The 13,426-nt window shown below is 43.4% G+C and carries 12 protein-coding genes; 9 read left to right on the top strand and 3 right to left on the bottom strand.

Annotated elements, in window-relative coordinates:
- Positions 1 to 18: 18 nt before the first annotated feature.
- The 3 genes from V3S16_RS03530 (at position 19) to V3S16_RS03520 (ending at position 2,541) form a co-directional block, all read left to right on the top strand.
- Positions 19 to 624 carry a CBS and ACT domain-containing protein gene (locus V3S16_RS03530; RefSeq protein WP_413883294.1) on the top strand — a complete coding sequence of 202 codons (606 nt, stop codon included), beginning with the start codon at positions 19 to 21 and terminating at the stop codon, positions 622 to 624.
- Between the two features lie 226 nt (positions 625 to 850).
- Positions 851 to 1,849: an adenosine kinase gene (locus tag V3S16_RS03525; RefSeq protein WP_413883293.1), complete on the top strand. Its 999-nt coding sequence runs from the start codon at positions 851 to 853 to the stop codon at positions 1,847 to 1,849.
- The gene (locus V3S16_RS03520; RefSeq protein WP_413883292.1) at positions 1,849 to 2,541 is read left to right on the top strand and encodes a tetratricopeptide repeat protein; all 693 of its coding nucleotides are present in this window, start codon (positions 1,849 to 1,851) and stop codon (positions 2,539 to 2,541) included. Before V3S16_RS03525 ends, V3S16_RS03520 begins: the two co-directional genes overlap by 1 nt.
- 470 nt (positions 2,542 to 3,011) lie before the next feature.
- On the opposite strand, the gene V3S16_RS03515 is transcribed toward V3S16_RS03520, so the two are convergent.
- Entirely contained in the window at positions 3,012 to 4,394 is a 1,383-nt protein-coding gene (locus V3S16_RS03515; RefSeq protein ID WP_413883291.1) for a sigma-54-dependent transcriptional regulator, read from the bottom strand.
- A gap of 2 nt (positions 4,395 to 4,396) precedes the next feature.
- Entirely contained in the window at positions 4,397 to 5,824 is a 1,428-nt protein-coding gene (locus V3S16_RS03510) for a sensor histidine kinase (RefSeq protein WP_413883290.1), read from the bottom strand.
- A 764-nt stretch (positions 5,825 to 6,588) separates the two neighbouring features.
- Here V3S16_RS03510 and V3S16_RS03505 point away from each other — a divergent pair.
- Genes V3S16_RS03505 through pilQ form a run of 6 tightly spaced genes read left to right on the top strand, consistent with a single transcriptional unit; the run spans position 6,589 to position 12,606 of the window.
- Positions 6,589 to 6,786 carry a helix-turn-helix transcriptional regulator gene (locus V3S16_RS03505; protein WP_413883289.1) on the top strand — a complete coding sequence of 66 codons (198 nt, stop codon included), beginning with the start codon at positions 6,589 to 6,591 and terminating at the stop codon, positions 6,784 to 6,786.
- A gap of 17 nt (positions 6,787 to 6,803) precedes the next feature.
- Positions 6,804 to 7,853 carry a type IV pilus assembly protein PilM gene (gene pilM, locus V3S16_RS03500; RefSeq protein ID WP_413883288.1) on the top strand — a complete coding sequence of 350 codons (1,050 nt, stop codon included), beginning with the start codon at positions 6,804 to 6,806 and terminating at the stop codon, positions 7,851 to 7,853.
- Between the two features lie 2 nt (positions 7,854 to 7,855).
- The gene (locus tag V3S16_RS03495) at positions 7,856 to 8,479 is read left to right on the top strand and encodes a PilN domain-containing protein (protein WP_413883287.1); all 624 of its coding nucleotides are present in this window, start codon (positions 7,856 to 7,858) and stop codon (positions 8,477 to 8,479) included.
- 24 nt (positions 8,480 to 8,503) lie between these two features.
- Complete coding sequence (locus tag V3S16_RS03490; protein WP_413883286.1) at positions 8,504 to 9,136, top strand: type 4a pilus biogenesis protein PilO; 633 nt, start codon at positions 8,504 to 8,506, stop codon at positions 9,134 to 9,136.
- Between the two features lie 46 nt (positions 9,137 to 9,182).
- Positions 9,183 to 9,977, top strand: a complete 795-nt coding sequence (locus V3S16_RS03485) for a pilus assembly protein PilP (protein WP_413883285.1) — start codon at positions 9,183 to 9,185, stop codon at positions 9,975 to 9,977.
- 1 nt (position 9,978) lies between these two features.
- On the top strand, positions 9,979 to 12,606 hold the full coding sequence (gene pilQ / locus V3S16_RS03480; protein ID WP_413883284.1) for a type IV pilus secretin PilQ: 2,628 nt from the start codon (positions 9,979 to 9,981) through the stop codon (positions 12,604 to 12,606).
- A gap of 76 nt (positions 12,607 to 12,682) precedes the next feature.
- Here the strand turns inward: pilQ and V3S16_RS03475 are convergent.
- Positions 12,683 to 13,426 (bottom strand): tetratricopeptide repeat protein (locus V3S16_RS03475; protein WP_413883283.1); only part of this gene is annotated, 744 nt, incomplete at its 5' end.

Here is a 13,426-nt window from a genome sequence, read left to right as displayed (position 1 = left end):
TTAAGAAAGGAATAAAACATGAAAATTCATTCCTTGATGATTGCCGACCCAATTACCATAAATGAAAACGCCTCTATCAGGGAAGCCATTGAAGTTATGAAAGTGAACTCTATCCGACATCTCCCGGTAGTGTCAAAGGGGAATAGGCTAAAAGGTTTTGTTACCCTGGCTGACTTGAAGCAGGGCCTTATTCCATCAATGGTTGGAGATGTAACTCTGTCAGATCTGATGATAAAGGATCCGATTGTGGTTGATCCTGATGACGATGTCGAAACTGCAGCCCGGATCATCTATAAACACAAAATCGGGGGTATGCCGGTGGTTAAAAACAACAAACTGGTCGGCATAATAACCGAAACGGACATTCTCAGGGCTTTTATAGACATGATGGGGCTTCTGACAGCCAGTTCGCGTATTGAGGTGGTGATCGAAGACAAACCGGGCTTGTTTAGAAAAGTTCTGCAGATTATCAGTGATAACGGCGGAGATATAATCAACGTAGGAATGCCGGCCCGGCATACAGACACGCGGGTGTATTACTTTCGTCTGTCCGTCTGTAAGACAGATATAATCAAAAGAGCCCTGGAAGAGGAAGGGTTCGAAGTTATCTCTGCAACTAACTAGTTTCCATCCATAAATGGCTATTTTTCCGATGAGCGGCGTTCTCTCTCCGAGGCGTAGGCTCTACGAGCCGGAGGCCGCGGGTTTCCGCCCTCGACGTACTAAAGTACGCCTCGGGCGAAAACCCTTGTGCGGCCTTGCTCATCGAAAAAATATCTCATTTATGAATTGGAAACTACATAGTGCTCAAATGTATTTATGTATGGGCACTAACTAAATGGTTGAACCTATGACTGAAACACTAAGCTTTAAGGGCAAAAGACTGGTTGTGGGCGTCGGATCGGCACTTATCGATATCCTGGCACATGAGGACGATGAGTTTCTGAAGAAAATCGGCGCTGTCAAAGGCGGAATGACCTATGTTGACAACGACTTCATTGAACATACTCTGTCAATGACGACAGGCAAGCCGCAAGTAGTATCAGGAGGATCTGCCTGCAACACAGCCGTAGGTATTGGCAAGCTTGGCGGGCCGGCCGGCTTTGTCGGTAAAAGCGGCCGGGATAAAATGGGTGTTATTTTCGAAACGGATCTAAAAAAATATAATGTTGAGCCGTCCCTTTTTAAATCATCGTCACCAACCGGTAGGGTTTTGTCTATTATCACTCCTGATGCGCAGCGTTCCATGTTGACATTTTTAGGTGCAGCTGCGGAAGTGCAGCCCGATGAAATCACAAAAGAGTGTTTCAAAAATGCAGCAATTGTTCATATAGAGGGTTATCTGGTTTTCAATCAGGCTTTGATATTGGCGGCCTTAAATGCAGCCAAAGCGGCCGGTGCCCGTGTATCCCTGGACCTTGCCAGTTTCACTGTAGTGGAAGAATCTAAAGAGATTCTTGAAAAAATAGTTAATGACTTTGTAGATATTCTTATTGCCAATGAAGATGAAGCGCGAGCCTTTACCGGCTATTCCAATGAAACCAAAGCGATCAATGCGCTTGCAGAAAACACTCAGATTGCAGCGCTTAAGATCGGAAAACGGGGAAGTTTGGTCGCCCATGCCGGCAACATCTTAACAATCGAACCCAAAGGCAGCGGCGCGGTAATCGACACAACCGGCGCCGGTGATCTCTGGGCAGCAGGTTTTTTGTTCGGCCTCGTCAACGATTACAGCCTTGCAAAATGCGGCGAACTCGGTTCAGCCTGTGGCTGGGAAGTGTGCCGGGTTGTAGGAACCAAAATCCCGGAAGAAGGCTGGCAGAGAATCAAACGTTTACTGGAGGAATAATGGCCCGAAAAAGAGTGTCACGATCACGCAAAAGAGACCTGGAGCAGCCTGACCGCTTCACCAATTTTGCACAAAATTTGTTGCAGTTTGCCACAAAGCATAAAGTTTACTTATGCACTGCTTTGGGGCTTATTATTACCCTTAGCATTGCCATAGCCGCCATGCTATATTTTGCAAATAAAGCTGAAGACAAGGCTCTTGCTCTGCTGGCACAGAGCCAGAATAAATACCAGACGATCATTAAGAACAGCAGTCCGGACCAGGCCTACTCGGATGTGGCCGACGATTTTAAGCTGATCATGCAAAAGTATTCCGGAAAAATAGGGGGAAAACTGGCACGGTTTATGTTTGCCAATATCTGCTACCAGGCCGGCAAGTATGACCAGGCCATAGAACTATATAATCAATCACTTTCCGACTTTGGCGATAATCCGTTTATTAAAAACCTCATTTTAAGCAGCCTGGGATACTCCCATGAAGCCAAAAAAGAATTCAAGACGGCGGCAAAGTATTTTGAAATGCTGGTTTCAGCACCTGATTACCGTATGAAAGACGAGGCACTTTTTAATTTAGCACAGATTTATGCCGGCATGGGAAACTATGATCGGCGTTTAAATGCCCTTAAGAAAATTGTATCGGACTATAATGACTCAATGTACTTAGAGATTGCCAAGGAGAACATCCCCGGCTAACCCTGCCATAAAAATAAATAATGGCCAACCGCGCCGCTCACGATTGGCCATTAAGGAGGAAAACTGATGAAGAAAATTATCAGTTTTATGTTTAGTAACTAATGCAAATTCCCTGCCAAAACATGGAAATTATGTGAAACAATTTAAATTTGTCAATTAACGCATAATTTCTAATATGTTATGAGGTAATATCGTCGCAAGGTTCTTTGCTATTTCATCCTTGCCATGTCATCAATATCCGGCATAGTGTTCAAAAATTTGAACCGGTTTGACGACAAATTGTTTTAAATAATTAATTTTACAATAAAATTATGGGAAATGGCGAAGTTCAAAAATTTGAACACTCAAAAGAGAATTTTATATAAACATTTAAAATAAAATAAGATAATGACACTTCGCTAATTCAAATTTTTGAACTCCAATATATCCCACCCGACAATATCGATACAACCACTTAATTTATTTAAGAATCAATGTTTCGAACCGGTGTTCAATTTAAATTTCTTTATTTTCCAGTTCAAGCCGCTTTTGCCGACGCCAAGCAATTCTGCCGCCTGGGATTGGACATTGTTGGTCAACTTCAAAGCCCTTTGAAGCATCTTTTTTTCTATCATTGCTAAAGTTTCATCCAATTGGGCATCCGCAGGGATTCCTTCAATGTGCAACGTATTGTAAACACTATTTTTAAATTCCTTAGGCAGACCCTCTACCGTTATTTGGCTGCCTTGACACAACACCATGGCGCGTTCAATCACATTTTCCAGTTCACGAACATTTCCGGGCCAATTGTAATCGTGAAAAAGACGTTCAACTTCCTGGTTAATCCCTGTTAAAGGCTTTGTCGAATTATGTTCGCCCGCATATTTTTTTATAAAATGGCCTGTCAGCAGGCGAATATCCTCCAACCGCTGCTTTAAAAGCGGCAAAACGATGTGGACCACATTCAGTCGATAAAAAAGGTCTTCACGGAAACGCCCTTTTTGCATTTCATCTTTCAAGATTTTATTGGTTGCTGCGACAATTCGAATGTCGACGGTTACGGGCTTCACACCACCAACCCTTTCAAAGGCCTTTTCCTGCAAAACGCGCAGAAGCTTGATCTGAAGATTGGGTGAAAGTTCACCGATTTCATCCAAAAACAGCGTTCCGCCTTTGGCCAGCTCGAACCGGCCCTTTTTCATGGCAATGGCACCGGTAAAAGCGCCCTTTTCATGGCCGAAAAGCTCGCTTTCGAGCAGGCTCTCAGCAAGCGCACTGCAGTTCACCGCCACGAAAGGCTCATCGCGCCGCGGTCCGTTAAAATGAATCGATTTGGCCACAAGCTCTTTGCCGGTTCCGCTTGCGCCTTCGATCAGCACCGTTGCGTTAACCGGTGCAACTTTACGAATGGTTTCGAAAACATCATGCATGGCTTTGCTTTTACCGATGATGTTTCCGAAACTGTATTGGGATTCGACGGCATCGCGCAGGCGCCGGTTTTCTTTGACCACCCGATACATGGCAATGGCCTTGTTCACATAAAGAACCAGGCGTTCGTTGTCAAAAGGTTTGAGCACATAACTGTAAGCACCTTTCTGCATCGCCTCGACGGCCTTGTCCACAGTTCCGTGAGCCGTCATCATAATAACCGGTAGTTCCTGGTCGTCGGTTTTAATATGCTCAAGCAATTCGATACCGTCCATGGAAGGCATCTTCATATCGGTCAGCACAAGGTCCACATCAGCATGCTTGAGGATATCAAGCGCCTCCCGGCCGCTGTTGGCGGTTAAGGTTTCGAATCCTTCTTCTTCCAGGATCGCACTTAATATCGGCGGGTAATTTTTTTCATCGTCTACAATCATGACTGTTTCCATGATTAGACCTCCTGCACTGCTGGTATTTCTACCGTAACCCGGGCACCGTGATCCGTCCTGTTGACAATGTGAACCTTGCCCCCGTGAGACTCGATAATATTTTTTACGATACCAAGGCCCAGGCCTGTTCCTTTTTCCTTGGTGGTAAAAAACGGATCCCATATCTTATCTAAAAGATCCTCGGGTATCCCCTGGCCTTCATCTTCAAAATTGATGGTTACAGTATCGGCGCCTGAACTGATTTCAACAAAAATATTGCCGCCATCCGGCATGGCCTGCATGGCATTCAATATAATGTTAAGAAACGCCTGATAAAGCATATTGGAATCGGCAGCTATTTCCGGAATATCATTGCTAAAATGCTTCTTTATAATATAGCCTTCTTCTTTGATCTGTGATGATAGGAAAGCGATGTTTTTTTCAAGAACATTTACAATATTGCAGGCAACCAGATTCGGACTTCCGGGTTTGGCAAAATTTAAAAAATCTGTAATGATATTATTTAAACGGTCGGCTTCTTCGGTAATTATACTTGGAATGCCATTGGAAGGATCAAAGCCGGCCATCTTTTTCTCTAAAAGTTCGGATGAATTTTTAATAATGCCTAACGGATTACGGATCTCATGCGAAATGCCGGCAACCAACTCGCCCAGAGAAGACAAATGTTGGGCTCGACTCAACTGCTCTTGGAGCCGCAGCCTCTCCAAGGCCCGTCTTTCACTTATTCTTTCACCCCTTCTGACCACAAAGAAAAGCGCTAAACAAAGCAGGCTTATGACTACCGTACAGGTGCCGATAACGCGTATCTGAAAATCGAAAATAGCTTTATAATCTTCCGATAAATCCTGCACGATTTCCACAACGCCCAGCACCGGGCCTGATATCCTGGAAAGTGGCCGCTCGGCACGCAAAGGCGCAAAGGTGATTAATTTACTGTTTTGAGGAACTCCAATAAATATTTCGAACCAACTGCCACTTTGAATCAGTTTTGAATTCGACTTGCCGGAAACTGCATCCTGATATGCTTTGCCGCCAAAATCCTTTTTGCCGACCACGGTTTTATCAAAACTGTAAGAAATCGTGTTCTTCATATCGTAAATATTGACCATATCGACTTTAAAGCTGTAGAGGGTACTGCGAACAACTTTATCCATGTACTCGAACTGTTTTTCGTCACTGAGTTGAATCTTGCCGAACTTCAAGGCGACCGGGATAATAAACTGCAAAAACACCTGATGGTTCAGGTTTTCTATCAAAAGACGGGCATATTCTTCACTTTTCCGCAGCTGCACGGCCCTGGCCCAGTGGGTATTCAGCAGAGCAAGAACCAGCGTGCCGACAAATATGACAACCAGGCTGGTAAATGTAAAGTATTTGACCAGTCTGAAAGGCTTAATGCTTTCTTTTGATTTTTGGAAGTTCTTAGGCAAAACTCAAATTTCTCCTGGCGAAGCTTCGCTCCCCGGGCCGTTCCGGACCGGGACAGGCAAAGCGACGAATTGATGTGAGTGACGTCATTTGCCAAAGGCGAAATGATGCTTGATGCTTGTTGGAACAAAGCGTAAATCCCGACTCATCGGGGATATTTGAGAGAATTCAATATTTTAACCAGCATCCAGTATCCAGCATCCAGCACCACTTCAATCATATATGGAATCAAAAGGTTAAAGTCAAGATTCTGAGTTGTGCTGCCAAAGAGTTGGGTTCAAAGGTTCAATGTTCAGAGGTTCAGAGGTTGATCACCTCATTTAATTACCCCTATGGAATCAATGGTATAGGAAAAAAGCGCGAAGCGATTAACCCTGAACGCTGAACCCTGAACCTCCTAACCCAGACCGACCGGATGTCCGATTTTTGTGAATCCCGCAATATATAACGGTCTACGGTCATTTTTATCTGATGAATAACGAGGTCTGTAAAAAATCCGGCCCCAGATGGTGTTGCATACCTAAATTTGCTAATTTTGTTTGTTTGTACTTATTTTATCGTATTTTTATCACACTATATATTGTGTTAAAATAAAAAGCAACACAATATAATGTAATTATATATAAATTATGCATAATTACGCATAAAAGTGCTTGACAAGACCATAAGCTTTCCCGATGATTGAGATCATTCGATTCAAGTTTCTGGATCTTTCGTTGGTTAAGATAGACTTTAATTATAAAACGTAATATGTTAAGGTTTTTTTATGAGCGCTAACTCCGTAAAAAAGGTTAGAGAATCTTTGCTGATGAGCAAAACCGAACTGGCTCGCAAGGCGAATGTATCACCTATTACTATCGCGCGTATAGAAAAAGGTATGCCATGCCGCATGGAAACTCAACGGAAAATTTTGTTGGCATTAGGCTTTAACCTTGCTGATAAAAACAAAGTTTTCAGCGATTAGGCCATTAAGGGTATACTATGTTTTTTAAGAAAAAAACCCATCTTGTAGGTCTGGATATCGGTTCCAGCACCATTAAAGCCGCTGAAGTTATAGCAACCAAATCGGGGAATACCCTGCACAATTTTGGGATGCTTAATATTGCACCAGGCATAGTAGAAGAAGGTGCGATCAAAGATCATGATGCCGTATCTGCGGCTATCCGTGAACTTTTTAGCGCTAATAACATAAAAAACAAAAATGTTGCCATTTCCATCGGCGGCTACTCGGTTATTGTTAAAAAAATTAGTGTCCAAACGATGACTGAAGATGAACTTCAAGAGACGATTCATTTTGAAGCCGAACAATACATCCCCTTTGACATCAGTGATGTAAACTTAGATTTCCAAATACTGGGGGAAAGCGAACAAAACCCTAATCAAATGAACGTGCTCCTTGTTGCCGCCAAGAAGGAAATGGTCGGCGACTACATTCATCTGGTCGAATTAGCCGGACTGCATACTGTGGTAATTGATATTGATGCTTTTGCCTTGCAAAATATTTTTGAATTTAATTATGCGACCGAGGAAGAAAGCATTGCCCTGATTGATATCGGTGCCAGCAAAACTTCATTAAATATCCTTAAAGGTTATTCTTCTGTATTCATGCGGGATGTTTCACTTGGATGCGGCCAAATCAACCAACAAATCGTTTCGCAGGCAGACTGCTCCATAGAGGAAGCCGAAGAGATCAAACACAGCAAGCAGCCGGAAATAATCTCTGCTGAAGATTTGGCGAACATTGTAACATCGATTGTCTCCGACTGGACTACCGAAATAAGACGGGCCATTGATTTCTTCTATTCTACATACCCTGATGATCATATTTCAAAAATTATTCTAAGCGGTGGCGGAGCCAATATCGTGGAATTTCGACAACTTTTGGCTGATGAAATTTCAACGGAAGTTGAAATTATAAACCCCTTTGACAAGTTTTCTATAGAAAGTAGTAGCCTCGATTCTTCCTATCTTGAAAAAATAGCGCCTCAGGCGGCTATTTGTATGGGGCTGGCAATAAGAAAAGTTGATTAAAAATGATACAAATTAATTTATTGCCTTATCGGACGAAGCGCAAAGTAGAAAATATACGCCGGCAGGTAACTGTTTTTGTACTCTTTTTAACCATGGTCCTGGTGGCCATGTTCTACTACAACAGCACCCTGAAAAAGAAGATCGAAGAGCTTGATACTAAAATAACTCAGATAAATACTGAGATTGTCAGGGTTGAAAAGGACGCCAAAGAGGTAGCTAGAATTAATGGCGAACTCAAAAAGCTAAAACAGAAGATAGCCGTTATTAAGGATCTTGAAACAAAACGTAAAGGGGCTGTCCGCCTGCTGGACGATATGACCCAAATGGTGGCCCATGAGACGGCCAGTTCAACTTCAGACGATTTGGAAGGAAACGACAACAAGCCCGCAAAACGCTTATGGTTTACCCACTTTCAATCGATAGGAGACCAGGTTAGCATTAAAGGTATTGCCCTTGATAATAAAACAATAGCCGATTTCATGACCCGTCTGGAGTCTTCAAAAAGTTTTACCAACGTAAATTTAAAGCGAACACAAAAACAGAAGGTAAAAAAATTAAATCTAAAAAGCTTTGAAATCTCCTTTGCTAAAGCGCCAAAGAAAAAGGATAAAAAAGATAAAAAATAAATAGCTGTAACCTTAAGGCTAAAGATGAAAAAAATCGATCTTTCTAAACTATCTAAAATAACTGAACCGCTCTTCAAAACAATGGACAAGATCGGAAAACTGTCCAGGCTATACCGCCTTCTGATAAGTTTGGGAATCATCGTTTTGTTTGCCGGCCCGATTGTATATTTCTCGTATCTACCTAAAATGGAAAAGATTGATAAATTAACTGAGGAATATGATGGGCTTGAACAAAAGCTGACAAGGTTTAAAGCCCAGGCCAGAAAACTGCGGGCTGTTCGGAAAAAGTTTAAAGATGCTGAAACTGAATTCAAAATCGTCATGCGGGCGCTTCCCGAAAAAAAGGAGATTCCTAATTTGCTGGCGAGCATTTCGAGCTCTGGCCAGGACAGCGGCCTGGAATTTACCCTTTTTGAACCCAAACCTGAAAAAAATAAAGGTTTCTATGCCGAAATTCCCGTAGCGATTAGTGTCTCGGGAAGTTACCACAATGTTGCCATGTTCTTTGACAAGGTCTCAAGACTGTCCAGAATTGTAAACATTGATAACATCAACATAACCGCTCAAAAGGATCCAAAGAAAGGGCTAAGTCTGACAACATCATTAACGGCTATCACTTACCGGTTTGTTGAAAAAAAAGAAAAAAAAGGTACGTAGTTAAAAAGAAAAAATCAGCAAAATAAAACGAAAAGAACATCTAATTATGTTGAAACATCCTGCCGCCATACGTACCATTCTCTATTTTTTGTGTTTCTTATTCCTTGCCTGGGGGTGTGACCAACAAACTGAAGCACCTCCCAAACCCAAGGTGATTACCAAAAAAATAGTTGCCAAAAAGAAAGCGGCGGTTCCTAAAAAACCCCAGAAAATTGACACTGCCAAACCTGAAATAAAAAAGCAAGCCCCGCAGCCTATAGCGGCTGTGGCGACCAAGCAAATGCCGCAACCAAAAGCTGCGGCTGTGGTAAAACAAATGCCGAAGCCAAAAACAGCACCCGTCCCCAAAGAGGCCTCCAAACCAAAAACAAAGCTTGCTGCTGCCACACAAGCCGAACCTGAAGCAAAGGACAAAAAACTAATTGCTTCCCTGGCCCCGACCGTTCAAAAATTAGTATTACTTGACAGCGCCGATGTCTATAATCCGCAAGGGAAGCTTGATCCGTTCGAACCTTTATTTCGAGAAAAAGCGGCGGCGGTTGTACTTCCCAAGAAAACAACTAAAAAGCGCAAGCCGCTGACACCTCTTGAAAAATTGGACTTGAGCCAGCTTGAGCTTGTTGGAGTAATCCGTGCTCTGAGCGGAAATAAAGCCCTGGTACAAGAGGCTTCGGGAAAAGGATATGTCGTTACAAAAGGTACATATATTGGAACCCGTTCCGGCAAGATAGTAGAGATTTTGGCGGACAGGATTATTGTTGCCGAAGAGGTTGAAGATATTTACGGCAAGATATCTGTCCAAAAAAGGCCACTTATAATTCATAAACCTCCTGGAGAGTAACATGAACTTTGAAATCAATAAATTGCTGCCCATAAGAGCCACAGCTTTCTTTATATTGATGGTCGTTATCCTCTTGGCTGGATGCGCTTCCAACCAAATGGCAACCAAGCAGACTGAAAAAGGTGCTGTTGAATCTATTACGTCCAAACTTATCACCCAGATAACCACTACCGAAGATCCCGAAGCGTTTTCCGTATGGATTAAAGGTAATCGATTGCTGACATATACTTCCGTCAAACAGCCCGTTCCCCTGGGGGTACTGCTTTATTTCCCGGAAACAGCCCTGAGGGGCGACATCAATACGACCTACATGCCGGAAAGTGATTTAGTCGGTTCGATCAATGCTTCTGAACTGACTGACAAAGGGCATACATCCCGTATTGAAATTGCATTAAAGCAAGATGCTTCTTATGAAGTAATCCGCCAAGACAACGACCTCAAAATAGTATTTAAAAAAGTTTCGGCTGCTGCTGAAACGCAGACGATGCCTGCGGCAGCAAGCACTGCCGTTGCAGTCCGGCTGGAATCGATATCTTTGGCTGAACTTGCAGACAGTATAAATATCTTTGTTAATGCCGATGGCACCATAAAAGATTATAAATTTTTCACCACCACCAACCCGGCGCGGATCATTTTTGATCTGTTTGGCGTCCAAAGCGCCTTTAAAAAAGAACAGACCATCCCGGTTGGCTCGCAATGGGTAAAGACTATTCGTCATTACGGTTATCCCGACAGGGTCAGGGTCGTTCTCGATACAACCGCAAGATACCTTTCCGCTGTTTCCGCTAATTCATCGGAAACCGGACTTGTAATTCAGGTGGGTTCAACCACAAAGACAGCTGCCGTGCTCGCGCGGGCTGAAATGCGGGCAGAGGCTTCAACCGGGGAAATCATACCTTTAGAAGTGGACGACTCTAAACCCGCATGGGTTAACCGTATAGATTTTTCCAGCGAAGAAGCCGGCAAATCGACCATTATTATTGGAACCACAAAACCGATTCAATACAAGATCAAAAAGCTTTATGAGAAAAAACTGCTGCTCACCCTTTTTAACACCAATATTCCGGAGTATCGTCAGCGACCGCTGATTACCACACGTTTTGCAAGTGCTGTTGATCGGATAACTCCCTTTCAGACACCGAAAACGGATAAAAATTCCATGATTTCCATCGAGCTGCGGGAATCCGTGCCTTATGTGGCTGAACAGGTGGGTGATCTTTTGATGCTCCATTTTGAAGCGTCCTCAATACCACCTAAAACTCTTGATGAAGCCAAACTGCCACCCTGGAAAAAAGTTTCAGCGCAAGCGATGGCCGCAACTGAAGCCGTTGAACCGGCAATATCAGCAATTGCAACAGCTGCTCAACAACCCTCCGGCAAATATACAGGAGAAAAGATCGCCCTGAATTTTTATCAAACCGATATCAAAAACGTGTTTCGCATTTTGATGGATGTAAGCAAAAAAAACTTTGCCATAGACAAGGATGTATCCGGATCGGTGACGTTAACATTTGACAAACCGGTACCCTGGGATCAAGTTCTCGATCTGATACTGAGGATGAATATGTTAGGGATGATTTATGACGGAGATATAGTCCGGATAGCTACTCAGAAGACCCTCGAAAAAGAAGCAACCCAAAGACAGGCCGAGCTGGCGGCACAACAGAAAGCAACTACTCAAAAAGAAGCGGCGGAACCACTGCTGACCGAGTTTATTCCCGTTAACTATGCCGATGCCGGCGCTGACGTACTACCGCATATCGTACTGACCGAAGGACGCGGCAGCATTACGGTAGATGTCCGCAACAATCAGATCATTATTACGGACGTAGCTGCAAAGATAAAACAGGCCAAAGAGACCGTAGCGCAAATCGACAAAGTAACCCCGCAGGTCCTCATTGAAGCCCGGATTGTTGACGCCGACAGCACCTTTTCCAGGGATCTCGGAACCTCGTGGTCAGCATACGGCAAGACGTCATACAGCACTACCACCCCGTCATACAAATCCAAGTTGGACGGCAATCTAGGGTTCGATATGTCCTCATCGAACCTGCCCGCAACAAACCTGGGAATGCTCGGCTTTTCATTATTCAGGAATACGGGTGCCTCAATTTCAGTTATAAATGCTAAAATACAGGCTGCAGAATCTAGAGGTCTGACTAAAATCATTTCTTCTCCCAAAATCTTGACCCTTGATAATACGCCGGCAACCATCAAGCAAGGTCTTCAATATCCCTATAACAAACTGGATGCTGACGGCAATACCACCACGGAGTTCTTTGATGTCGTGCTCGAACTGACGGTTACACCGCATGTAACCAGTGACAACCGCATTTCAATGAAAATTAAGGTTACAAATAATGAAATGGGCGCGGTTTATAATAATCAGCAATCCTTTAAATCCAAAGAGATCGAGACAGAGCTTTTGGTGAATGATGGTGACACGATTGTTATTGGCGGCATTAGAAAATCAACAAAAACGGATGACGTGGGCGGAGTGCCGGGATTAAAGGACATCCCGCTTTTAGGCTGGCTTTTCAAGTCAGAATACAAACAAGACAATTTGACAGAGTTGCTGATATTTATTACTCCCAGGATCATTCGGCTTGAACAACTCACTTCGGGCTGATACCAATAATTTTTTTTTGTAAATTAGTTTGCTTGACAAAAAAGTCCCCCTTTTATAAATCAGGGGGACTTTTTTATTATTGGAAATGTTTTACCTTTTGAGACTCTATCTTAGCTTTCCGGGCTAAAAGGGTATTGGGAACCAAGGCGATCACCTTTTGAAAAGCATTAAATGCTTTTTTATAATTACGCGACAAGGTGTAAGCCTCGCCAAGATCGAAATGCAAGTAGGCGATCTGGGGATAGTGTTTAACGCCGATTTCAAGCGCTGCCACCGCTTCCGGACCCTTGCCCATGGCAATATAAGTTAGGCCGAGGCCGCGCAAGGCATTGAGAAACTGAGAGTTCATCTCAAGAGCCTCTTGATAATATTTTAAAGCAAGTTCATACTCCCCTTTGTTATAATAGGCCCAGCCCAGATTTGACAGGGGAAATTGGGGCGTGGCGTAAAGGAGCTCTCCGGCAACCTCCTTGAAATATTTTATGGCCGTGTCCCAGTCCTTCTTTTTCATATAGGCTGTTCCCAGGTTGTTTTTGGCAGGAGTATAGCCGGGGTCAATTGCCAGGGCTTTCCGGAAGTGTTCGATTGCAAGGTCCAGTCTGCCCTTGGCCATATAGGTAAGTCCCAGATCATCTTGCAGGAATCGATCATTGTCGTAAAGCTCTTTGGCTTTAAGAAATTCCCTTAAGGCCAATGTGTAATCGCCCTGGCTCAAATAGGCTTCGCCCAGATTTCTGCCCGCTTCCGCCTGTTTCTTGCGTACTTCCAGACTTATTGAAGCACACGCTGGAAAACAAAATATAATACTTATAAACAATAC

Origin of the sequence: Candidatus Desulfatibia sp. (genome assembly GCF_036446775.1) — a bacterium.
Classification (GTDB): domain Bacteria; phylum Desulfobacterota; class Desulfobacteria; order Desulfobacterales; family UBA11574; genus Desulfatibia_A.
The sequence above is the reverse complement of the archived record's forward strand: the minus strand, read 5'-3'. Positions and strand labels throughout refer to the sequence as shown.

What these genes read in the sequence shown, in the direction of transcription:
- V3S16_RS03530 (WP_413883294.1), top strand. Translation starts at nt 19, where the DNA reads ATGAAAATTCATTCCTTGATGATTGCCGACCCAATTACCATAAATGAA.
- V3S16_RS03525 (WP_413883293.1), top strand. Translation starts at nt 851, where the DNA reads ATGACTGAAACACTAAGCTTTAAGGGCAAAAGACTGGTTGTGGGCGTC.
- V3S16_RS03520 (WP_413883292.1), top strand. Translation starts at nt 1,849, where the DNA reads ATGGCCCGAAAAAGAGTGTCACGATCACGCAAAAGAGACCTGGAGCAG.
- V3S16_RS03515 (WP_413883291.1), bottom strand. Translation starts at nt 4,394, where the DNA reads ATGGAAACAGTCATGATTGTAGACGATGAAAAAAATTACCCGCCGATA.
- V3S16_RS03505 (WP_413883289.1), top strand. Translation starts at nt 6,589, where the DNA reads ATGAGCGCTAACTCCGTAAAAAAGGTTAGAGAATCTTTGCTGATGAGC.
- pilM (WP_413883288.1), top strand. Translation starts at nt 6,804, where the DNA reads ATGTTTTTTAAGAAAAAAACCCATCTTGTAGGTCTGGATATCGGTTCC.
- V3S16_RS03495 (WP_413883287.1), top strand. Translation starts at nt 7,856, where the DNA reads ATGATACAAATTAATTTATTGCCTTATCGGACGAAGCGCAAAGTAGAA.
- V3S16_RS03490 (WP_413883286.1), top strand. Translation starts at nt 8,504, where the DNA reads ATGAAAAAAATCGATCTTTCTAAACTATCTAAAATAACTGAACCGCTC.
- V3S16_RS03485 (WP_413883285.1), top strand. Translation starts at nt 9,183, where the DNA reads ATGTTGAAACATCCTGCCGCCATACGTACCATTCTCTATTTTTTGTGT.
- pilQ (WP_413883284.1), top strand. Translation starts at nt 9,979, where the DNA reads ATGAACTTTGAAATCAATAAATTGCTGCCCATAAGAGCCACAGCTTTC.